This is a genomic window from Paenibacillus catalpae (genome assembly GCF_900112695.1).
Taxonomy (GTDB): domain Bacteria; phylum Bacillota; class Bacilli; order Paenibacillales; family Paenibacillaceae; genus Pristimantibacillus; species Pristimantibacillus catalpae.
The window spans coordinates 1,248,583-1,268,602 of record NZ_FOMT01000001.1 but is presented as its reverse complement, the minus strand read 5'-3'; the positions used below and the strand labels follow the sequence as shown (position 1 = coordinate 1,268,602).

The following is a 20,020-nucleotide window of genomic DNA, read 5'->3' as shown; positions in this document are numbered from 1 at the left end:
GAGCAAGAAGGGAGATGATCGGTTTGTTTGGATGGCTCCTCGTGCTTCATATATTGGCTTCTATCGCGGTAATCGGTCCCGCTATCGTGGTACCATTCTTTCGTAGGTCAGCCAGAACCGCCGGCCAATTGCGCTTTGCTTTTAATGTAACGAACAAGCTTGCCATCCTGCCTAAAATTGGCGGAACCGTGCTTATTATTACCGGGGTTTGGCTTATGATAATAACTAACATGGGGTTGTCCCAAATGTGGCTAAATATATCGATCCTTTTATCGCTGCTCATGGTGGCCACGATCGAAGGATTGATCGGCCCGCGCATGAAAAAGATCATGGGGATTGTATCTATGAATCAAAGTCAAGGGGATGAATTACCTGCCGAGCTCGGTCGATTGATGAAAAAGATCATACCGATCGAGACGGCGTCCCAGCTGCTGATGATTGCCATAACCGTGCTAATGGTCCTTAAGCCATTTTAAAGAAGCCGTCAACCGGCCTTTGGATAGCCCCAGGAAGGTAAGCAAAAGCCGCGTTTTACGCGGCTTTTTAATTTGCGGATACACCTTCTTGTCCTTCTATGTTCCGATTCCTGCCGCGGCCATCGATCGCCAGACATGAACTCACGCACCCGCTCGTATACTGTAATAAGAGCTTGTACGATGACAGATTGCTGCGGAGGGATAACGATGAAAATTACGTCCGGCGGATTCGAAGCCGTGTATCATGGCCGCGTGCTCGCCTATGGAATGAATCCGATCGAAATTGTTTTGTCGGAAGAGAACGATCCGCTGACGTTCGTGTTTTGCATTGAATACGAATCGGAACGAGACGACTTCATGACGGATATTCGGCTGGTCCGTTACAACGAAGTACGCATCGCCTGCGTCAATTTCCCGCGAGGCAAGCCGATCGGCAATCAAGATATGATTCAACTCGGCGTATTGAACAACCGCAAACTATCGTTGCGTTACGAAGTGACTATTAATTATGATACGACGTCTTGGGCGTTGGCCTTCACTTTCTTTGCGGGCGAGGGGGTCGGGCAGGCATGAACAAAATCGAAATTCAGGACCCTCGGGTAGCCAGCAAGATCATCGCGGCGAACGCGGAAAATGAAAAGCGCAAAGCGGAGCTCGGCTTCCTTGGCAAATTCTACGGCTCGGGCGAGAACGTGCGCCTGTATATCGTCGGTACAATTACGCTCGGCGTTCTTCTTATCGCGCTGGTCTATACGCTGATCCCCGACCAATACCGTTCGCCAGACTTCGGCTTAAAGGAAATGTGGACGCTCGTTGTAGTTCCCGTCGAATCGACGATTATCGGTTACTTGATCGGATCGAGGTCGAAGGAAAACGGAGGCTAGTCGTAGCCCCAAGAGACCCGGACAACAGAAGGAAATCGGAGTATTGATTTTAGAAGCCCGCAGTCATGGGGGCTTCTTTGCCGTTTCAATAAGGAAGAATCGCACTCGTTTGTAAAAAAAATCATAATTTTGATGTCGGATTCGTTAGGATTGCGTAGGTTTTCGTTATAGTTGTCTACACAGCATGTGATCTAACATAACATATTGTCCATCAGAGAGTTAGAAGGCAACGGAAAGGGGGATTGTGGTGATTGAATTTCAGCAAGTGGAGAAGCATTATGGCGATTTTCATGTGCTTCAAGGCATCGATCTTCGAATCGCGCAGGGTGAAGTCGTCGTTGTGGTCGGGCCTTCCGGCTCAGGGAAGAGCACCCTCCTCCGCTGCATCAACCGGCTGGAGGCGATTACGAGCGGCGGTCTGATTGTAAACGGAGTCGATGTCACCGATAAGAAAGCCGACATCAACAAGCTGCGGCGGGAAATCGGCATGGTGTTCCAGCACTTCAATCTCTATCCCCATATGAAAGTGATTGACAATATTACGCTTGCTCCAATGAAGGCGCTTGGCGTCCCGAAGCCGCAAGCGGCGGATACAGCCAAGATGTATTTGGAGAAAGTCGGCATCGTTGACAAGGCGGGCGCATTTCCTTCGCAGCTGTCCGGCGGACAACAACAGCGCGTGGCAATCGCCAGGGCGCTGGCCATGAAGCCGAAGATCATGCTCTTCGACGAGCCGACCTCCGCACTCGACCCGGAAATGGTCGGCGAAGTTCTGGATGTCATGAAGACCTTGGTGCATGATGGGATGACGATGGTCGTCGTTACGCACGAGATGGGTTTCGCGCGGGAAGTGGCTGACCGCATCGTCTTTATGGACAAAGGGCAAATCGTCGAAATCTCTCCGCCGGAGGAATTCTTCGAGCAGCCTCGGGAAGAAAGGGCGCGATTGTTTCTTAATCGCGTGCTGCGCCATTAACGGCTTGCACGCGATCGAATCATGTTGCCAAACCATGCAATTCCATAATGGAGAGGGGTTTTAAGCGATGAAGAAAAGAAGTTGGATGACGCTTGGCGTCGTACTTACGTTTCTTGCCACGGTCTTATTGGCCGGATGCGGCAACAAAGAAGAAGGATCGAACAACGAAGCAAACGGGGTTTCGCCGTCCGAAGCGGCGTCAGCGCTTGGCGACATCAAGAGCCGAGGGAAACTCGTCGTCGGCGTCAAGTACGACACGAAGCTGTTCGGCTTGAAGGATCCGGCCAGTGGCAATGTCGAAGGCTTCGACGTCGACATCGCCAAGGCGCTCGCCAAGGAAATTCTCGGCGACGAGACCAAGATCGAGCTTAAGGAAGTCACTTCCAAAACGCGCATTCCGATGTTGAACAACAATGAGATCGATATGATCATAGCCACGATGACGATTACGGAAGAGCGCAAGAAAGAAGTCGATTTCTCCGACGTGTACTTCAAGGCGGGCCAGTCCCTTCTGGTGAAAAAAGGAAGTCCTATCAAGAGCATCGAGGATATCAAGAAAGGCACGAAAGTATTGGCCGTGAAAGGCTCCACCTCGGTCGACAACATTAAAGCGAAGGTGCCGGACGCAGCCGTCCTGGAGTTCGACAACTACCAGGATGCGTTCAGCGCGCTCAAAGCCGGTCAGGGCGACACGCTGACGACCGACAACGCGATTTTATATGGCATGGCCGTTCAGGACCCGAACTACGAGGTTGTCGGGGAGACGTTCACCGACGAACCGTACGGCATCGCGCTCAAGAAGGGCGCAACCGATCTTCTGAACAGTGTCAACGAAGCATTGAAGAAGCTGCATGACAACGGCGAATACGACAAGATTTACGAGAAATGGATTGGAGAAGCCCCGTCCGGGGAATAGAGGTCAGCAAGCATCAGGATGGGTGGCCAAGTGCCACCCATCTTCTGCATATTGGGAATAACGGGAGGGGATAGCATGCCGGACATATCGATTTTTACGGACCATTTCGGAATTTATATGAAAGGGTTTGGCAACACGATCTGGGCGAGCGTCATTGCTTTGCTCGGCAGCTTCGCTCTTGGGACGATCATCGCCGTATTCCGCATTTCGTCCGTCAAGCCGCTCCGGTGGATCGGGACGGCTTACGTCGAGTTCGTTCGGAATATACCGCTGCTGCTGGTCGTTTTTGTATTTTATTACGGTTTGCCTTCGCTAGGCGTGACGTTAAGCGGATTCGTCTGCGGCACGGTCGGGCTAATGGTATATACCGCCTCCTTCGTTGCCGAAGCCATTCGGGCGGGCATCATGAGCGTACCGTCCGGACAGACGGAGGCAGCCAGAGCGTCGGGATTGACGTACATGCAGATGATGCGGCATGTCGTGCTTCCGCAGGCGATTAAAATCGTCATTCCGCCGCTCAGCAACCAGTTCATCAACCTCGTGAAAAACTCGTCAATTCTAGGCGTCTTCGCCGGATTCGACCTGATGTATTATGGCGATCAGGTGGCCAGCAAGACGTACGCAACCTTTGACACCTATATCTTCGTCGCTGCGCTGTATCTCGTTCTGACCCTTCCTTTAAGCTTCGCGGCGCTGCAGCTCGAACGAAAGTTGGCCAAGAACGGATAGTTACGAAAGCAGGAATGCCCGCGAATCGCAAGATTCGCGAATAACTTTTAGGAGGATCGGCGGATGGACATTGCTGGCGCTTTCTCTTACCATAATCTCATCTTCATCATGAAAGGCTTCGGCATCACGCTTTGGGTGGCTTTCGTCGCGATCGTGCTGAGCTTCGTACTGGGCAGCATCACCGGAACGCTGCGTTATATGAGAATTCCGGTCGTTTCCCATATCCTCGGCGTGCTCGTCGAGTTTATTCGCAATTTGCCGCTGCTGTTGATCTTGTTTTTCACCTATTTCGCGATGCCGGACGTCGGCCTCAAGCTGGGGGTCATGAGCTCGGCCATCGTCGGTCTGGCGGTATTCGAAGCCGCCATGATCTCGGAAATCGTGCGCAGCGGACTAAGCTCCATCCCGAAGGGCCAGGTCGAAGCCGCCCGTTCGTCGGGTCTCACTTATACGCAGACGGTGTGGCATATCGTGCTCCCGCAAGGACTGAGGCGCATGGTTCCGCCAATTGTGAGCCAGTTCATCTCCCTGCTCAAGGACACGTCGCTCGCCATAGTCATCTCGCTGCCTGAACTGATGCATAATTCAAAGATCGTCATCGCGCAAGATTTCAATTATACCCTTCCAATTCTCGCGTTTGTCGCCGTTTTGTATTTCGCGGTCAATTACGCGTTGTCGCTTACGGCTAGGCGCCTGGAAAATAAATGGGGCTAAGCATACGTGGACTTAGAATCCCGATGGGAGTCATTCCTATAGCCATACAAAATTGGTCCAAATCCGAAAGCATGCAAATTACAATCGTCTCCATCGTCGTAGCGGTAGCCGGAGAATTCAAGATCAACCCGTTCATCGGCGAGGTCTTTCGCATCGGTCTTGGCAGCAGCGCCTTTCTGTTCCTGCTTCTGTTGATGAGCCATCTGCCTTATTGGCGGACGGGGATCGCAGCAGGCGCGACGGTGCTGCTGTTTCGGGTATCGCTCGACGGAGCCACCTCGGTCGACATGTTCTCTCTTCTAGGCAGCGTGAAGACGCACTTCTCCGCCATGCTCTATTACCTCGTCTTTGGGGCCGGAATGGCCCTTATTCAACGCAGATTGCATCAATTAAATCCGCTTATTCTCGGCGCGTGCGTGTCGCTGATCGACGTTGTCTCCAATGAAGCGGAGCTGCTGATGCGCAGCGTCGCTTTCGGGCTGCCGTATTTTCAACCCAATCAATGGATGCTGATCTTGGTCATCGCCGTGGTGCGCAGTTACTTTACGACGGGGATCTACAGCAGCATCGCCGTGAACCAAATGCGAAGCGTTCACGCCGAACAGCAGAAACGGATCGAACAAATGATCAACGTAGGAAGTGGGCTCTATGGCGAGGTCTTCTATTTGCGCAAATCGATGGATGTAATCGAACAGATTACCGCGAAGAGCCACGATCTGTACGGCCAATTGAACAAGGATGGGCTAAGCGACTATGGCCGGTCCGTTCTCGGGATTACCCAGCAGATACACGAGGTGAAGAAGGATTCGCAGCGCATCCTGGCGGGACTGATGAAGCTTGTCGACCTGGAGAGCGCCCCGGAAATGACTTTGTCTGAGATTGTCGATCTTGTGGGAAAATCGAACGGCGAATACAGTCAGATGTTGAAAAAAGAGGTGCGAATCGAGAAAGACGTCGATATCGATTACTCGACCGCACACTACATCCCGCTTATCACCGTGCTTAATAATCTGGCAGCCAACTCGGTTGAAGCGATCGAGCGGCACGGAACGATTCACATCCGTGTACGAGAACGCGAAGGAGAAACCTTATTTATCGTCAGCGATACGGGGACGGGGATCGCCGAACAGGATAAGGATATGGTGTTCGAGCCTGGATTTACGACCAAATTCAATCAGGAAGGCGTCGCGGCAACCGGCATCGGCCTCTCGCATGTTCGCGATATTGTCGGCTCGTTCAAGGGCAGACTCCTCTTGGCGGAACCAAGGCAGGATGCTGAAACCACGTTCGCGGCGGCTTTTCCGACCTTTAAGTTGAAGAAGGGAGTGTAGGCATAATGCTATCGTTCTGTATTGTCGACGACGATGCGGTAAGCAGGAGGATGCTGCAGACGATTATTGAGAAAGGCGGCGTAGGCGAGGTTATCGGAATGGCAGCGGGCGGCGTTGAAGGGAAGCGGCTTGTACTGGATGAGAACCCCGATGTCGTGCTCATTGATCTATTGATGCCGGATCAGGACGGAATCGAAACGATCGCGCGGCTGAAACAGGAAGGGTACGAGGGCAAGTATGTCATGATCTCCCAGATCGAGAACAAAGCAATGATCAGCAAAGCGTATCAAGCAGGCATTGAGTTTTATATCCAGAAGCCGATTAACCGGGTGGAAGTCAAAGCCGTGCTTGGCAAAGTCAGCGAGCAATGGCGTATGGCCCGTTATCTGAAGGAAATCAAACAGTCAATCGCGAAGCTGGATGACCTGAGTCCGGAGCCCGCAGGCGCGCGGAAGAAGCACGATGCCAAAGAAATCATACGGATGATCCTAATGGACATGGGCATCATCGGGGAGAGCGGAAGCCATGACATCATAGAGATGATCGATCAGCTGATTGAGCGGCATCAGGGCGGGGGCTTCCCTCCGCTGAAAGTGTTATATGAGGTCGGAGCGCGGGCAAGCAAGCCGGAAGGCGGCGATATGGAGAAGGAAGGGAAGGCGGTTGAGCAGCGTGTTCGCCGGACCGTCATCGCGGCTTTATCCAACTTGGCGAGCATTGGGCTCACGGATTACAGCCACCCGAAGTTCGAACATTACGCACCGCTTTATTTCGACTTCGAGGACGTGCGTCTCAAGATGCGAGAAATCGACGAGAAGTGCCCGCAGGAGAAGCGCAAAGTCAATATCAAGAAATTTCTTCAAGTGCTGTACCTGGAGACGCTTGATAAAATGAAAAATCAGTAAACAAAGAGAAACCCAGGCGTCTTATTAAAGACCTGGATTTCTCGAGCAACAGGATTGGCTTTAAGCCTTGTTCAGCTTTTTATCGCGCCGGCAGCAATATCGGAAATAAACTGCTTGCTGACAAACAGGAACAGTACGATGAGCGGGATAACCGCCAGCAGCGTGCCCGCGACGACCATTGCATAATCGGTCACATAAATGCCGTTCAGGGAGGAGAGCGCCACCTGAAGCGTAAATTTGCTTTCGTCATTCAGGATAATCAGCGGCCAGAGATAATCGTTCCAGGAACCGATGAAGGTAAATGCTCCAAGGAAAGACAGAGCCGGACGAAGGATGGGGATGGCGACGTTCCAGTAGAGCCGGAAGTAGCCGCAGCCGTCGATACGTCCGGCATCCAGCAGCTCGGATGGAACGGCTTCCTGCGCGTATTGGCGGATCCAGAAAATGCCGAATGCATTAGCCATGCCGGGAATGATAAGTGCCTTGAAGGAGCCTACCCACCCGAACTTCGCCATGATGACGAAGGAAGGAACGAGCGAGAGCTGCGATGGCGCCATCATCGTGGCGAGCAGCAGAACAAACAGCCACTTTTTGCCCGGAAAATTGAATTTAGCGAACGTAAAGCCAGCCAAGGAATCGAAGAACAAGACCAGCAGGGTGCTGCAGGAGGCCACGAACAACGTGTTGAGAAACGCGCCGAAGAAATCGACGTTATCGAACACCCGCGTCACATTGCTTATTAATTGCGTCCCGAACCAAAACTTTGGCGGGAAGCTGTAAATTTCCGCCGTCGTCCGCGTGGCCATGACGGCGAGCCAGTAAAAAGGAAAGATGGATATGACGAGTCCAATAATCAGCCCGCAATAGAACAGGAAGGCAGACTTCCATTTAACCATGCGTATCACCCCGTTTATTCATCTTTGGCACCCCCGCCCTGAACGACCCGCCAGTTGAAGAGCGAGAAGAGGGCAATCAATAGGAACATGCCCCAGCCGACGGCGGAACCGTAGCCGAAGTAATTGTTCACGAATGCCTCTCGGTACAGGTAGAGAACAATGGTCAGCCCCCCGCCGCTAACGCCGCCGTCGTTGCCGACGAGCACCTGCGATTCAGTGAAGATCTGCATGCCCCCGATGGTAGAAGTAATAACAGTAAATAGAATGATCGGCCGCAAATTCGGGATCGTAATCCGGAAGAAGGATTGGATGCCGGTGGCTCCGTCAATTTTGGCGGCTTCATAAAGGACTGTAGGAATGCTCTGGAGTCCCGCCAAATAGATGATGGCATTGTAACCGACCCAGCGCCAGATGACCATGATGGACACCGCCAGCTGGATGCCCCAAGTCTTGTTCAGCCATTCCACGGGGGAAAGTCCGAAGAGGGACAGGACATAGTTCAGCAGCCCGTAATTGTTGGAGAATACGGTGCTGAACACAATGGCAACCGCAACGAGTGAAGTGACGTTCGGCAAGAAGTAACCGATCCGGAAGAAGGTGCGGAACCTCACGAACGACGCATTCAGCAAAAACGCGATGATAAGCGCGAAGAACAACATCGGAATGGTCGAATAAATCCAGATCAGAAGCGTATTGCGTACCGCTTTCCAAAATTCGGGATCGGTGACCATGAATTGATAATTGTTAAGACCGTTAAAGGTCATCACGCCAATGCCGTCCCATCTCTGGAAAGAAAGATACATCGAGAACAAAATGGGGAATAAGCCGAAGACGGCAAACAAGATATAAAAGGGAGAAATGGCCAGGTATTCTTTGCGGTGCTTCCATATTTCAGAAGCTAATCCTTGCTTCCGCTCCGAGACTTGCATGGAGCTTCCGGGATCGAATTGCGTTCGGTTCTGTAATGGTTGTCCCATAAGTCTCTACCTCCATTGACGGAATAGTGTGACTATTTAACGCAGCAGCTCCTTTTTCACTCTGGATAACGCATCGTTCCAAGCTTTATCCGAGTTTTTCCCTTCAAGAGCAACCGATGACAGCTCACGGTTAACGATTCCGTTTAGGTTGGAATATTTCGTCCCGAAATAGGAAGGCTTCACGTTGCGCGCTGACTCCGTAAAAATTTCACCGGTAGCTTGGCCGCCGAAAAACTCCTCTTTCATCTTCATGAGATCCGAATCGAGCGCCTTGGAGGCGGAAGGGAACAGGTTGAGATTCTTAAAGCTAGTCACCTGGTTCTCGGAATTCAGGAGCCACTTCATCACCTCGAAGGATTCCTTCGGGTATTTGCTCGTTTTCATAATGGCGAGGAAAGAGCCGCCGTTATTGCCGTCTCCTCCCGGAGCTCTCGCGACACGCCACTTGCCCGCTGTATCCGGAGCCGCGTCCATCAGGATTTGTTTACTCCAAACGGCGCCTACGTAGGATGCGATCTTGCCGTTGTTCATCGCCGCGTTCCACTCGGTGGAGAAGGTGCCTGCATTGGCGAGCAGGTTCATTTGCGTGGCTTTTACCGCGAGGTCCCACGCCTTCTTCATGGAAGAGGAGGGATCCTCGCCAATGAAATTTTCGTTTTTATCAAAATAAACTTTATCCGACTGCGAATTGACCTGGTTATACACCTGTCCGATATTATCAAGCAGCTTCACCTTGCCGCCTAACGCCTTCTGAAGCTTCTCGCCTGCGGCGAAATAATCTTCCCAAGTGCCCATCATAAGGTGAACCTCTTCGGGGTCCGTCGGAAGCCCAGCTTGTTTGAACAAGTCCTCACGGTAAAATAGGGCGGTCGGGCCCGTATCGATCGGCATGGCGATCATTTCACCCTTTGGCGTGACCCCAAGCTGCCATTTCCAGTCGAGGTAGTCCTTCTCGATGTCTTTTGCGCCTAGGTCGTATAAATTGTAGAAGCGGTCGGCGCTTGGGAACAATTCAGTGACCCAGTCGTTAAAAGCCACGATATCCGGGCCGCCGCTGCCGGCTGCAAGCGTTGTTTTCAGCTTGGATTTGAAGTCGCCCCCGATTTTTTGGGCGTTGATGCGAATGCCCGGAAACTGCTTCTGGACCTCGTTGATCAAGCTATCGTCCAGACTCCGGTTCCAATACCAAAGGGTAAGCGTTTTCATCTCACTCTTAGATGAAGAACCGCTTGAACATCCGCTAACCATGAAAACTAAAAGCAATAGACACGTTAATAATGCTCGGTATTTTGCCATCGTTATCGGCCTCCCAATGCGGCATTTTGGCACTGCAGCAGCATCACCACCTCCTAGTTTTTTGAAGTTGTGTTCGACCTTGAACAACATTATAGACGCAACCCGTTCATATTGAAACTCGCTTTCGTGAAATGAGGCGATGGTAGGACATCGCCCAGGCGCTTGGGTTTATGGTCTTAAAAAGGGGAAATCAGATGAAATGAGAAGTATTGCTGATAGACAAATTCTGCGGAAATGGTGATTCAAAATCCGGAAGCCAGTCTTGATATATCTGTAGATGACGCTGTTTCAAACAAGCCGTTTCGATTTATTAGGTAGTAGTCTATCGGAAAAGGAGTGTTTGGAATGTCGCATGAAAAAACACTATACGTTTCTGTATCCAACAAAAGTCTTGATACGGAAGCCTCTATGAATGAACAGCTTGAGGTCCGCGGGACAGAGAAGGAGCTCGAAAAGCTGCGTCAAATGCTTGAGCACCTACAGCATGACGATGAAGTGACCCAATTCAGAGCTCCAATCCCGTATAAATCAGCCGATCACGATAAAGCAACGGATCAATTCAACGAAGATCTGCTCAAACTTTATCAAGTCATCTACAATTTGGGAACTGTCGAGACGAAGGCTCATATTCATAATATGAATATACTTAATAAGCTGAAGGATACCGATTACGAATATCCCGGCTACGAGCGTTAATCCCAACTTTAAGGGAGGATGAGAGGCTAATTTTCGACGCGGTGAGGTTAGTTACATGATTCCAAGCAAATGCCTAAGAGTTGACAGGCTCTTACCTGGCATGTAATATATGTAGCGTTGTCGCATAAACATTTGTTGCGGAAATATCATATTCTTTTCGTATAACCTCGCAGGCAATATGCAGGGCGAGGGTTTCTACAGGGAGCCTTTACTTCCTAACTACGGAGCCATGAATGAGCTTAACGCTCGTTTATGGCCACGGAGTTAGGATTTTTTGCGTCCACATGCTGTCATGAGACCCAAAGCGTGGACGACATGCATGACATGCTGATGTATTTTTTTTGGAAACAGGGGGTTAATAAATAATGAAATATTATGTCGCCGTTCTCGCAGGAGCCATGAGCTATGGTGTATTATCAACAATCGTGGTTTTGGCTTACGGGCAAGGCTATCATCTTGGTGAGGTTGTTGGAAGTCAACTTTTGACGGGATTTCTTCTATCGTGGTTACTTGCAATGTTCACCAAATTCAAACAGAGACGCAAGGCTCTCCAAGCAGATCACCGTCAAGCTTCAGTTGCATCTGCTCAGGCAACTCAAAAGCTCACTTGGAAGCAATGCCTGCTGCTGATGGCTGCGGGCACGCCAACCGTTATCACGGGTCTCGTATATTATGAATCACTGCGTTATATTCCGGCATCACTCGCAATTATTTTGTTATTCCAATTTACATGGATCAGCGTACTGATTCAGGCGGTAATGAAGCGCCGGCGGCCCGATAAACTAACGCTGCTAACGTTGCTGATCCTGCTTGGCGGCACGCTTATTGCAGCCGGCTTCCTGGAGCAGGGGCATAGCGAAATCAATATTCGTGGCATCGCGCTCGGTCTGATGTCCGCAGTTAGTTACTCTCTGTTTGTCCTGTTTAGCGGCAAGGCCGTATCCACAGCGCATCCCGCATACCGGAGCGCCTGGATGGTAACGGGCGGCTTGATTCTGCTATGCATTTTGTTCCCGCCAACGTTCCTTTTTAATGGTTTGATATGGAGCCAGCTGCTTGTGTTCGGCCTATTGCTAGGCATCTTTGGAGCATTCATTCCGTCCGTTCTGTTCGCAACCGGCGTACCTCATATCGGCGGGGATATGGCAGGCATCATCGGGGCGGCTGAACTACCGGTAGCGGTGCTTATGTCTGCCATCGTGCTTCACGAGCATGTAAGCGGATTGCAGTGGATAGGTGTGATCATCGTGCTTATCGGCGTGGCGCTGCCCGAACTGTACAAATACCAAATATCTCGGTCAAAATCGATTTATTATTAAAAATGCTAATACCGGCATGACTTTTGACATACTGCATGAGATTTATCAATGCTTTGCAACCGAACTTCATAGGTAAACACATGACTTTCTACAGTTTTGCTTCCGTTCTTATTCTTGTTAAAATTCAAGTGTAAGAAGAGAGGCAGATAAGAAGCAGGAAGCAGCAGCCGAATTGCAAGTATATCCCAAGTATACTCATGAACACACGGGATATCCTTATAGTTGTGTTCACTAATGGGTAAGAGGAACAGGAGCGTATGCGAGAATGGATAAAATTGAAAAGAAACTATACACAGCAACCGTAAACGTGCAAGGCGGAAGAGACGGCAAAGCGATTTCCAGCGATGGCAAACTAAACGTGGATTTGCGATATCCGAAGGAATTAGGCGGTAACGGAGAGGGAACAAATCCGGAACAATTGTTCGCAGCAGGGTTCGCGGCGTGCTTTGAAGGCGCGATGGGCACAGTGCTTCGAATGAAAAAGATTAAATCCGAAGGTATTTCCATCGACTCTAACGTTACGCTGGGTAAAGATACGAACGACGGCTATGTATTGGCTGTGACGCTGGACATTACGATTAAAGGCGTAGAGCGCAGCGTCGCTCAAGAAATCGTCGATGAAGCGCATAAGGTTTGTCCTTACGCGAAAGCGACACGCGGCAATATTGAAGTCATTTCGAACGTTGTTGGTTAATTATCGGGTGACGCGATTATGATCGCATTAAAAACCGCTTAAACGGCGGTTTTTTTCGTTTACTTCAAATGAGAACATATGCTAGAATAAATGCAATTCATTTCGAACGGAGGGTTGCGTGTGGCAAACTAATTTTTCGATCTATTAGCGCACAGAAAATGGTACTTTAGGCTAAATGGTGTGCATAGTAATCGAAGAATGGTCTGCCGACACGGCTCCCGATATTTATTGTTCGCTAACATTTCTGCTTGGAATCCATCACACAAGTGTGTTTGGTTTGTCCATTCGGATTTCGTTACGCGATCAATCCATTCTTTTTCGATTACTTGAACACAGGCAGCCGGCCTGTGTTTTTTTATTTTTTATATAGAGGAGAGATCAGTGATGAGCGAACAGCTGTTTCAAGTAAACGGAATCGAACTTTGTGCCGAAAGCTTCGGCAACCCCGACCACCCAGCCGTATTATTGATCATGGGTGCTCAAGCCTCCATGATTTGGTGGGAAAAAGATTTCTGTCAGCGTCTAGCCGCCAAAGGACTTTATATCATTCGATTCGATAATCGTGATGTCGGCCGGTCCACCTGTTACGAACCAGGTAATCCCGGATACTCTTTTGAAGATATGGCTGACGATGCCATTCATGTTCTCGACTATTTTGGAATCCTAAAAGCACATATTGTAGGGATTTCCATGGGAGGTATGCTAACCCAAATCCTGGCGTTGCGGCATCAGGATAGAGTTTTAACCGTTACGTTGCTCTCAACATCTAATTTTGCCCCCGACCTGCCGCCGATGGAAGAGAAGGTAATGGAATACTTCTCCAATGCAGCAGCAATCGACTGGACGAATAAAGCGTCTGTTATTGCTTTTACAGTTGGCAAATGGAAGGTTCTCGCAGGTTCGAAGCATCCTTTTGATGAGGGCAGAATCTATGATCTAGCGAAAGAAGAAATGAATAGAAGCCGCAACATGGCGAGCATGAACAATCACGGATTGCTGGCAGGGGGAGAATCCTATTTAGTACGAACTAGCTGCATCGATGCCCCCGCTTTGGTTATTCACGGTACAGAAGATCCCATCATACCTTTTGAGCATGGGGCCGCTCTTGCTCGGATGATTCCAAAAGCATCATTGCTGACTTTGGAGGGCACAGGACATGAACTTCACCGGGAAGATTGGGATGTCATCGTAAACGCAATTTTCAACCATACCGAGATGTCTGGTCGTTCCATTTAGAACAGTTTTGAATGGCTTTATAGCCTTACAATCAGAACGGTCTTCGATTACGAAGACCGTTCTTTTTCGATTTCCCCGCCCTTGACCAGGACGACGTAGGAACACGGCATCCATTCAGGCTTTCCAAGCCGTAATTACCACGCTGCCCATCACATTGGAAAAGCTGCTCATCAGGCGTTCATTTTTCATCATCATGGCAACTACATCTGGTTTCGTGAACAGTTCGTGATCGATTACCCGCAAAGGGTCATTATCGCCAGCCAGTTGTTTCATTTGCGAAAAATGAGATGCGGAGCACTTATGAAAACTTGACTTGCTCATCAGCTTCAGCCATTCCGGAACGGTTCGCAGATGATGAAGTCCGTAAAACGACTGAAGTTTTTTCTTTTGCGCCGTAGTTAATTTTATGGCAAATGCCAGCTCGCGATCGTATAGGACTCCTTTCGGCTTCAGCACTCGCCAGTATTCGCGTATAGCGGAGCTTCCTTCGGTAAAAGCCGTAACCGATTCCGTAAAAACGGCATCAAACGTCTCATCCGGAAAAGGCATGGAAGCGGCATCCGCCTGTACGATGCGGATTGGAAATCCGCTTATCTTCGCACGGTAAGTCGCTTTTTGAATCATATCTTCGTTCCGGTCTATTGCTGTCACGTTGCAGCCCAAGCTGGCTAAATAACACGCAGTCCGGCCAGTTCCGCATCCTGCCTCCAGCACTTTTGTGCCGCGCGGAAAACCGATTTGCCCGATTAATTCTTTGGTCGCTTGGAAACCTCCCGGATGCGCGCTTCCTTCGCCGAGCCGGGCTAGTAATGTATGATAATCCAACGCCTTCTCACCTCTTCCGATATCCTATGCATCATCTCCGTCATGACTGCACCCATTCTTCGCTGCTTTTTGAATGCTCGAGTTGTCATCTCTCTACCTTTTGTCATTGCTTGAGAGAATGGAGCACATCTCTTTTTTTTGCAAATAGGAGACAATCGTACAAACCTTATAGCCGTTCTTTTCATAGTCTAGAATATATAAGCATCAGGTTAGGAGGAATGAGGTTATGCAGGAAGTTTATCCGGTTTGCCATAAGACGCTCTATCCGTATATCGGACGGAGGGTTAGTGCGGTAACCTATGACGGAAGTCATTTTATCGGAACAATAAAGGGAGTAAAAGACGGTAAGTTAGTGCTGGAGGACTGTATTTTTGACAAGAAGCCTGTATCTTTGTCGTCTGTTCGGAAAGGAAAGCCTTCAACAAAACAAACCCGCTCCAAGCATAAAGCCAGACTGTCCAGTTATTATGACGGTTACGGTGGAGGCTATGACAGTTACGGTGGCGGTTACGGTGGAGGTTATGGCGGTTACGGTGGGGGTTGTGGAGGATTCGGCGGAGATTGCTTCTTTTTCCCATTTGCAATCCTTGCTTCACTTTTCATTTTGCCTTTCTTCTTTATTTAATTACGCTGACACGATTACGTTGAGAAAAGAGGGATCGTAATAGCATCCAGGAAAGCTCCTAAAAAAAGAGAGTCAGAGGGAAGAGTTCATGCGGTCAAAAAAGCGAAACGTTGGGTCGGCCAACCCGTTTATGTGCTGTTAAATGATGGTAACTGTTATGTCGGAACGGTTCAAGCCATTCACGACCATAAGCTGATCCTTTCCGAAACCAGGAACTGCGGGAGAGTGAATCTTTCCGATCGTTCCAAGACGCCGGAAGTCCAAGTATCGGGATTGCTGGATACCTTGATAGGGGGAATCGGCACGCTCAATTCTTTTGGTTCCATGGCATCAAGCTTATTCAAGCCAATGTTATCCGGCCCTTCAGTCTTATCTGGAGGGGGAGTTCAAACAAATCAAGAGAATTCGGAAAACCCTTCAGGGCCGGCAGCTGGGGAACAGCAGAGCAATTTCTTCGGATCCTTTAAACAAATGCTGCCGAAAGTCCAAGTCGGTCTTAATATGGTGAAGTCAATCATGCCGTTAATGGGTATGTTCAAAATCTAATCGTTTATTCCGTTTTGCTCAGCCTGCCGGGAAACCCCGGCGGGCTGTTTTTATGCAGAAAATTTGTTCGATTGGATGGCGATCAGCCCCATTTTTCATCGATTTTTTGCTCTTCTGTCACACTTCACATCCCTTGCCCGTCATACAGGTAAAATTTGAAAGGGATGATGAACGATGCAAAAGGTTGATGTAGTCGTAGTTGGTGGAGGAGTTGCGGGTTTAACCGCAGCAATTTACGCAGCCAAAGCCGGGAAACAAACCATGCTCATAGAGAAACAGGATCGCTTAGGCGGCCGAGCCATTTCCAACAAGAAAAAAGGAGCTTACTTCAATTTGGGCGCGCATGCCTTGTATACAGGAGATGCGTACGCGACTTTCCGGGAATTGGGATTGACTTTGCAAGGAAAGCAGCCTACGAATGATGCCTATGGCATTTGGAAAGGGAAATTGAACACCTTGCCTTCGGATATGAAATCCTTATTTACGACACCGCTGTTGTCTTGGAAAGGAAAGATGGAGTTTGCTTCCTGTCTGACGAAACTTATAAAAATGGATACTCGCCGATTTGATCAGATCAGTGTCCGCGAATGGGTCGAAGGGAATTTGCGAGATCCCATGGTGCGCAATGTTTTTTATTCGTTACTGCGTGCCGCCAGTTATGTAGTCGGGCCGGATTTGCCAGCTGCGGGTCCTGTATTGAAACAGCTGCAGAACGCCCTTAAAGGCGTGTTGTACCTGGATCGCGGCTGGGGCGAATTAATCGAGGAATTGCGAAAAAAGGCATCCGATCTGGGAGTGCGGCTTGTAACAAATACCAAAGTCTCGTCCATCGATACCCGGGGCGGGATCGTGCGGCAGGTTATCTGTGAGGACGGAACGAAAATCGATACGCAACATGTAGTCCTTGCCACATCGCCTTTAATCGCAAATCAGCTGGTGCCCTTTGCAGAGGAAACCTCCCTTCATACCTGGAAAGAACAAGCAATTGAGATCACGGCGGCTTGCCTCGACGTGGCCTTGAAACGACTTCCCAATCCTAAACAACAATTTGCATACGGGATTGATCAGACCGTACTTCTTACTAATCAATCGCGTGCGGCCTATCTAAGCGACGATGGCGCGCAAGTCATATCGCTCATTAAGTACCAAGGGAAAGAAACGGACTCGGATAAAGATTTGCACGAACTAGAAGGCGTACTGGATTTGATGCAGCCGGGATGGCGGGAAGAATTGATTGTCAAGCAATACCTTCCTAAAATAACGGTTTGTCACGACTTTATGCATATGAAACGTCTTGAGAATCCCGGACCCGCCGTCCCGGAAATACAAGGATTATATGTTGCAGGAGAATGGGCGTCGCACGGTGAAGTATTGGTTGATGCCGCGACGGCAAGCGCCAAACGAGTTATTCAACACATGCTCGCCCTTGAGGGTAAGGAGTGGAATGCCTTTAATGAGCACAGAGGAATTATATAAACGTTATAAAACGGAGTTGTTTTCGTTAGCCTATCGAATGCTCGGCAGCGTCATGGATGCGGAGGATATCGTACAAGATGCTTTTTTGAGCTATGGCGGCCTGACAGGCGTCGGGACAATCCGAAACGAAAGGGCATTCCTGTACAAGATCGTAACGAATCGTTGTCTGGATCTGTTGCGCTCGTCAGCCAAAAAGCGGGAAATGTACGTCGGTCCATGGCTTCCGGAGCCCCTGATTGAAAAAGGGGATTTGGACGACGATCCATCCAGTAGGTATTTGCGGTCGGAGTCGATTTCCACGGCTTACCTTTTGCTACTGCAGCAATTGAGTGCAAAGGAAAGGGCGGTTTTTCTTCTTCGAGAGATTTTTCATTATTCGTTTGAAGAGATTGCCGATATAGTCGGGAAAAGCAGTGTGAATTGCCGGCAAATTTTTCACCGTGCCAAAAAAAGCATTCATTTCGACCCGGACCAACAACCGCCGGTTTCCATTGCGGAGGAGAAGATTAAAGAGTTTGTGAATTCGCTATTGCAAGGAAATACGACGAAGCTTCTTGAACTAGTTAGTGAAAATGTTGTTCTCTACTCCGACGGCGGAGGCAAAGTAAACGCGGCACAAGTGCCTGTTGTCGGGTTTGATCAAGTGCTGAAGCTTCATCATAAGGTGATCAGCATGCATGCGGGTAAATTTACGTACTCGTTCCTCATGGTTAACGGGCTCCCCGGAATCCGCATTCGTTTGGATAAAGGGATTCAATATGTTTATTCTTTTGCTTATCGAGATCATAAGATCGAAGCGATCTATACTGTCGCAAATCCGGAAAAGTTAAGACATCTATGTGATCAAGCGGAGAGTTAGTAAATGGAGAGTCAACATTCGAGATTAAGGAAGGAATAATTTTATTGAATGAAGATTACAGTTGAGTATAGAACATATACAACCAAAGTCGCGTAAAACGCGGCTTTTTTTATTTTGTGTATATTAGCAGTTACTTGAATCGCTCAACAAAAGCAGGCTGCCAACAGATAATCCGAAGGCAGCCTTTGTTGACAAGCAGGCTCACTGCAGAGCCGCGAATGAACAATGATTAAGCAAAAGATTGCATTCTAGGCGGTCATTTCCATACGCGTTTTTGCTTGAAAAACTCTTCAGCATAACCGGATAAAGCAACAGGGGCGATGATCATCTGAAAGACGAATATGAAACCGAGCAGCCCGATAAAGCTTTTCTTCTGATGGATGCCCAGTTGTCCCAACAGTCTTTTCTGATACAGATTAAGCAAATAAAAAATGATCAGTGTCACGGGTAAAACCATCAAGGTATTTGGTCCGACCAAACCGAAATATCCGAATGCGCAAAGAAATAATCCCGGTATCCAAATAAAGGTATAGGCCAGGTCAATATAAGGAACGACCAAATCAAGTCCTGTAAAAAACCGGCTTGTCGGGTCCTTGATCTTCCAAGGGGAAACTTGTTTGAGCGCTTCAATCATTCCTCGTGCCCATCGTTTACGCTGCCGAATTAAATGGATGAAGCTTTCAGGAACTTCTGTAAAAGCAACGGCGGCCGGCTCAAAGCATACGCGGCCATTATTCTCGAAAAATTTCCAAGTCAGGACTATATCCTCGCCAATGGAATCCGGCCAGCCTCCAGCTGCTTTAACCGCATCCGAGCGAAAGATGCTGAAGGCGCCTTGAGCTACTAAGGTGGATTGATAAATACTCTGCATCCGTTTGATTGAAGCGATACTTAAGTAATATTCCCATTCCTGAACGCGGGCTAGAAATGAACCTCGATTATTCTGCACAAGCAGAGAGCCGGCAACAGCATGAACGTCAGGTCCTGAGATCTGTAGCTTTGCAGCTAAAAACCGAATAGCTGAAGGGTGCAAGAACGTATCTGCATCCAGTGTAATCAGGAAAGGAGTGTTAACTTCTTTCAAGCCTCGGTTTAAAGCGTTATGCTTTCCCGGGATTTCTTCATGAAGAATCATCAGGGAAAGTCCCGTCCGCTCAGCGGTTTGCCGGGCTTTTTCCACAGTTCTATCCGTAGAGCCATTATCAATGAGGATAATTTTAATAATTCCTAAATACTCTTGCCGTGCAATGTGTTCAAGCGTTTCACCGATTCCCTTTTCCTCATTCCTGGCTGCGATCAATATTGTGATTGGAATTGAAGGGTTTGCGGTAGGGAGTTCTGCCTTCTTGTCCAATAATAAGCTGGTCAAAGTGAAGGCACTTATATAGCCAGGTAAATAAGCGATACCCGCAATAATCAGGTAAGCGGCGATTACACCTGTTGTTTGCGATAATTGATGGATCCACGGCTGGGATAGCCAGATGACGAATATAAGCCAACCGATCGCCACCATCTGGCTTATCCGAAATTTTCCTGCGTTATGCTCAGCTGCACGTAGGAGTTTTTTTTCATGAGCAATTAATTTTGACTGCACGTTCTCTCACTCTCCAAATATTCGATTCCAGTAGAGCATTCGCACAGTGA

At 49.0% G+C, this 20,020-nt stretch carries 22 protein-coding genes and 1 riboswitch; of the genes, 17 read left to right on the top strand and 5 right to left on the bottom strand.

Annotated features, from left to right (window positions below; genetic code table 11):
• Window positions 1-14: 14 nt before the first annotated feature.
• From BM200_RS05320 to BM200_RS05280, 9 genes are all read left to right on the top strand, one after another.
• Window positions 15-476, top strand: a complete 462-nt coding sequence (locus BM200_RS05320; protein ID WP_091182142.1) for a DUF2269 family protein — start codon at window positions 15-17, stop codon at window positions 474-476.
• A 207-nt stretch (window positions 477-683) separates the two neighbouring features.
• Window positions 684-1,049, top strand: a complete 366-nt coding sequence (locus BM200_RS05315) for a DUF6864 domain-containing function (protein WP_091182140.1) — start codon at window positions 684-686, stop codon at window positions 1,047-1,049.
• Window positions 1,046-1,360: a hypothetical protein gene (locus BM200_RS05310; protein WP_091182138.1), complete on the top strand. Its 315-nt coding sequence runs from the start codon at window positions 1,046-1,048 to the stop codon at window positions 1,358-1,360. The genes BM200_RS05315 and BM200_RS05310 overlap by 4 nt, the downstream gene beginning before the upstream one ends.
• Window positions 1,361-1,607: 247 nt before the next feature.
• Window positions 1,608-2,336 (top strand): amino acid ABC transporter ATP-binding protein, encoded by a 729-nt coding sequence (locus tag BM200_RS05305; protein ID WP_091182136.1) that lies wholly within the window; start codon window positions 1,608-1,610, stop codon window positions 2,334-2,336.
• Between the two features lie 67 nt (window positions 2,337-2,403).
• Entirely contained in the window at window positions 2,404-3,252 is an 849-nt protein-coding gene (locus BM200_RS05300; RefSeq protein WP_091182133.1) for a transporter substrate-binding domain-containing protein, read from the top strand.
• Window positions 3,253-3,327: 75 nt separating this feature from the next.
• Entirely contained in the window at window positions 3,328-3,981 is a 654-nt protein-coding gene (locus BM200_RS05295; protein WP_091182132.1) for an amino acid ABC transporter permease, read from the top strand.
• A 63-nt stretch (window positions 3,982-4,044) separates the two neighbouring features.
• Window positions 4,045-4,695 carry an amino acid ABC transporter permease gene (locus BM200_RS05290; protein ID WP_091182129.1) on the top strand — a complete coding sequence of 217 codons (651 nt, stop codon included), beginning with the start codon at window positions 4,045-4,047 and terminating at the stop codon, window positions 4,693-4,695.
• Window positions 4,686-6,026, top strand: coding sequence for an ATP-binding protein (locus BM200_RS05285; protein WP_245772900.1), 1,341 nt, complete (start codon window positions 4,686-4,688; stop codon window positions 6,024-6,026). The genes BM200_RS05290 and BM200_RS05285 overlap by 10 nt, the downstream gene beginning before the upstream one ends.
• A gap of 5 nt (window positions 6,027-6,031) precedes the next feature.
• The gene (locus BM200_RS05280) at window positions 6,032-6,931 is read left to right on the top strand and encodes a response regulator (protein ID WP_091182123.1); all 900 of its coding nucleotides are present in this window, start codon (window positions 6,032-6,034) and stop codon (window positions 6,929-6,931) included.
• 71 nt (window positions 6,932-7,002) lie between these two features.
• Here BM200_RS05280 and BM200_RS05275 read toward each other — a convergent pair whose 3' ends face one another.
• From BM200_RS05275 to BM200_RS05265, 3 genes are read right to left on the bottom strand one after another with little or no spacing between them, the layout of a single operon-like run.
• The gene (locus BM200_RS05275) at window positions 7,003-7,827 is read right to left on the bottom strand and encodes a carbohydrate ABC transporter permease (RefSeq protein ID WP_091182121.1); all 825 of its coding nucleotides are present in this window, start codon (window positions 7,825-7,827) and stop codon (window positions 7,003-7,005) included.
• Window positions 7,828-7,841: 14 nt separating this feature from the next.
• On the bottom strand, window positions 7,842-8,804 hold the full coding sequence (locus BM200_RS05270; RefSeq protein WP_425434523.1) for a carbohydrate ABC transporter permease: 963 nt from the start codon (window positions 8,802-8,804) through the stop codon (window positions 7,842-7,844).
• Between the two features lie 36 nt (window positions 8,805-8,840).
• Window positions 8,841-10,010: an ABC transporter substrate-binding protein gene (locus tag BM200_RS05265; RefSeq protein ID WP_245772899.1), complete on the bottom strand. Its 1,170-nt coding sequence runs from the start codon at window positions 10,008-10,010 to the stop codon at window positions 8,841-8,843.
• Between the two features lie 435 nt (window positions 10,011-10,445).
• Here BM200_RS05265 and BM200_RS05260 point away from each other — a divergent pair, with 435 nt between their 5' ends.
• The 4 genes from BM200_RS05260 to mle all read left to right on the top strand — a co-directional run bounded on the left by BM200_RS05260 (window position 10,446) and on the right by mle (window position 14,045).
• Complete coding sequence (locus BM200_RS05260; protein WP_091182118.1) at window positions 10,446-10,796, top strand: hypothetical protein; 351 nt, start codon at window positions 10,446-10,448, stop codon at window positions 10,794-10,796.
• Window positions 10,797-10,933: 137 nt separating this feature from the next.
• A riboswitch (purine riboswitch) is annotated at window positions 10,934-11,038 on the top strand.
• A 123-nt stretch (window positions 11,039-11,161) separates the two neighbouring features.
• Window positions 11,162-12,115, top strand: coding sequence for an EamA family transporter (locus tag BM200_RS05255; RefSeq protein WP_091182115.1), 954 nt, complete (start codon window positions 11,162-11,164; stop codon window positions 12,113-12,115).
• Window positions 12,116-12,380: 265 nt separating this feature from the next.
• Window positions 12,381-12,809, top strand: coding sequence for an organic hydroperoxide resistance protein (locus BM200_RS05250; protein ID WP_091182114.1), 429 nt, complete (start codon window positions 12,381-12,383; stop codon window positions 12,807-12,809).
• 384 nt (window positions 12,810-13,193) lie between these two features.
• Window positions 13,194-14,045, top strand: a complete 852-nt coding sequence (gene mle / locus BM200_RS05245; protein ID WP_091182110.1) for an alpha/beta fold macrolide esterase — start codon at window positions 13,194-13,196, stop codon at window positions 14,043-14,045.
• Window positions 14,046-14,159: 114 nt separating this feature from the next.
• On the opposite strand, the gene BM200_RS05240 is transcribed toward mle, so the two are convergent.
• The gene (locus tag BM200_RS05240) at window positions 14,160-14,870 is read right to left on the bottom strand and encodes a class I SAM-dependent methyltransferase (protein ID WP_091182108.1); all 711 of its coding nucleotides are present in this window, start codon (window positions 14,868-14,870) and stop codon (window positions 14,160-14,162) included.
• 226 nt (window positions 14,871-15,096) lie between these two features.
• Here BM200_RS05240 and BM200_RS05235 point away from each other — a divergent pair, with 226 nt between their 5' ends.
• The 4 genes from BM200_RS05235 to sigJ all read left to right on the top strand — a co-directional run bounded on the left by BM200_RS05235 (window position 15,097) and on the right by sigJ (window position 18,376).
• Window positions 15,097-15,495, top strand: a complete 399-nt coding sequence (locus tag BM200_RS05235) for an LSm family protein (protein ID WP_091182106.1) — start codon at window positions 15,097-15,099, stop codon at window positions 15,493-15,495.
• 225 nt (window positions 15,496-15,720) lie between these two features.
• A complete protein-coding gene (locus BM200_RS30315; protein WP_245772898.1) occupies window positions 15,721-16,041 on the top strand; it encodes a hypothetical protein in 321 nt (106 codons plus the stop codon).
• 174 nt (window positions 16,042-16,215) lie between these two features.
• Entirely contained in the window at window positions 16,216-17,517 is a 1,302-nt protein-coding gene (locus BM200_RS05225; RefSeq protein WP_091182102.1) for a phytoene desaturase family protein, read from the top strand.
• Complete coding sequence (sigJ, locus tag BM200_RS05220; protein ID WP_091182100.1) at window positions 17,495-18,376, top strand: RNA polymerase sigma factor SigJ; 882 nt, start codon at window positions 17,495-17,497, stop codon at window positions 18,374-18,376. The genes BM200_RS05225 and sigJ overlap by 23 nt, the downstream gene beginning before the upstream one ends.
• A gap of 256 nt (window positions 18,377-18,632) precedes the next feature.
• Here the strand turns inward: sigJ and BM200_RS05215 are convergent, their stop codons facing one another.
• A complete protein-coding gene (locus BM200_RS05215) occupies window positions 18,633-19,970 on the bottom strand; it encodes a glycosyltransferase family 2 protein (RefSeq protein ID WP_245772897.1) in 1,338 nt (445 codons plus the stop codon).
• Window positions 19,971-20,020: the final 50 nt, after the last annotated feature.

Coding starts and splice junctions, on each gene's coding strand:
- sigJ (WP_091182100.1), top strand. CDS start 17,495: ATGAGCACAGAGGAATTATATAAACGTTATAAAACGGAGTTGTTTTCG.
- BM200_RS05270 (WP_425434523.1), bottom strand. CDS start 8,804: ATGGGACAACCATTACAGAACCGAACGCAATTCGATCCCGGAAGCTCC.
- BM200_RS05225 (WP_091182102.1), top strand. CDS start 16,216: ATGCAAAAGGTTGATGTAGTCGTAGTTGGTGGAGGAGTTGCGGGTTTA.
- BM200_RS05320 (WP_091182142.1), top strand. CDS start 15: ATGATCGGTTTGTTTGGATGGCTCCTCGTGCTTCATATATTGGCTTCT.
- BM200_RS05250 (WP_091182114.1), top strand. CDS start 12,381: ATGGATAAAATTGAAAAGAAACTATACACAGCAACCGTAAACGTGCAA.
- BM200_RS05280 (WP_091182123.1), top strand. CDS start 6,032: ATGCTATCGTTCTGTATTGTCGACGACGATGCGGTAAGCAGGAGGATG.
- BM200_RS05285 (WP_245772900.1), top strand. CDS start 4,686: ATGGGGCTAAGCATACGTGGACTTAGAATCCCGATGGGAGTCATTCCT.
- BM200_RS05255 (WP_091182115.1), top strand. CDS start 11,162: ATGAAATATTATGTCGCCGTTCTCGCAGGAGCCATGAGCTATGGTGTA.
- BM200_RS05235 (WP_091182106.1), top strand. CDS start 15,097: ATGCAGGAAGTTTATCCGGTTTGCCATAAGACGCTCTATCCGTATATC.
- BM200_RS05315 (WP_091182140.1), top strand. CDS start 684: ATGAAAATTACGTCCGGCGGATTCGAAGCCGTGTATCATGGCCGCGTG.
- BM200_RS05265 (WP_245772899.1), bottom strand. CDS start 10,010: ATGAAAACGCTTACCCTTTGGTATTGGAACCGGAGTCTGGACGATAGC.
- BM200_RS05260 (WP_091182118.1), top strand. CDS start 10,446: ATGTCGCATGAAAAAACACTATACGTTTCTGTATCCAACAAAAGTCTT.
- mle (WP_091182110.1), top strand. CDS start 13,194: ATGAGCGAACAGCTGTTTCAAGTAAACGGAATCGAACTTTGTGCCGAA.
- BM200_RS05300 (WP_091182133.1), top strand. CDS start 2,404: ATGAAGAAAAGAAGTTGGATGACGCTTGGCGTCGTACTTACGTTTCTT.
- BM200_RS05290 (WP_091182129.1), top strand. CDS start 4,045: ATGGACATTGCTGGCGCTTTCTCTTACCATAATCTCATCTTCATCATG.
- BM200_RS05310 (WP_091182138.1), top strand. CDS start 1,046: ATGAACAAAATCGAAATTCAGGACCCTCGGGTAGCCAGCAAGATCATC.
- BM200_RS05275 (WP_091182121.1), bottom strand. CDS start 7,827: ATGGTTAAATGGAAGTCTGCCTTCCTGTTCTATTGCGGGCTGATTATT.
- BM200_RS05295 (WP_091182132.1), top strand. CDS start 3,328: ATGCCGGACATATCGATTTTTACGGACCATTTCGGAATTTATATGAAA.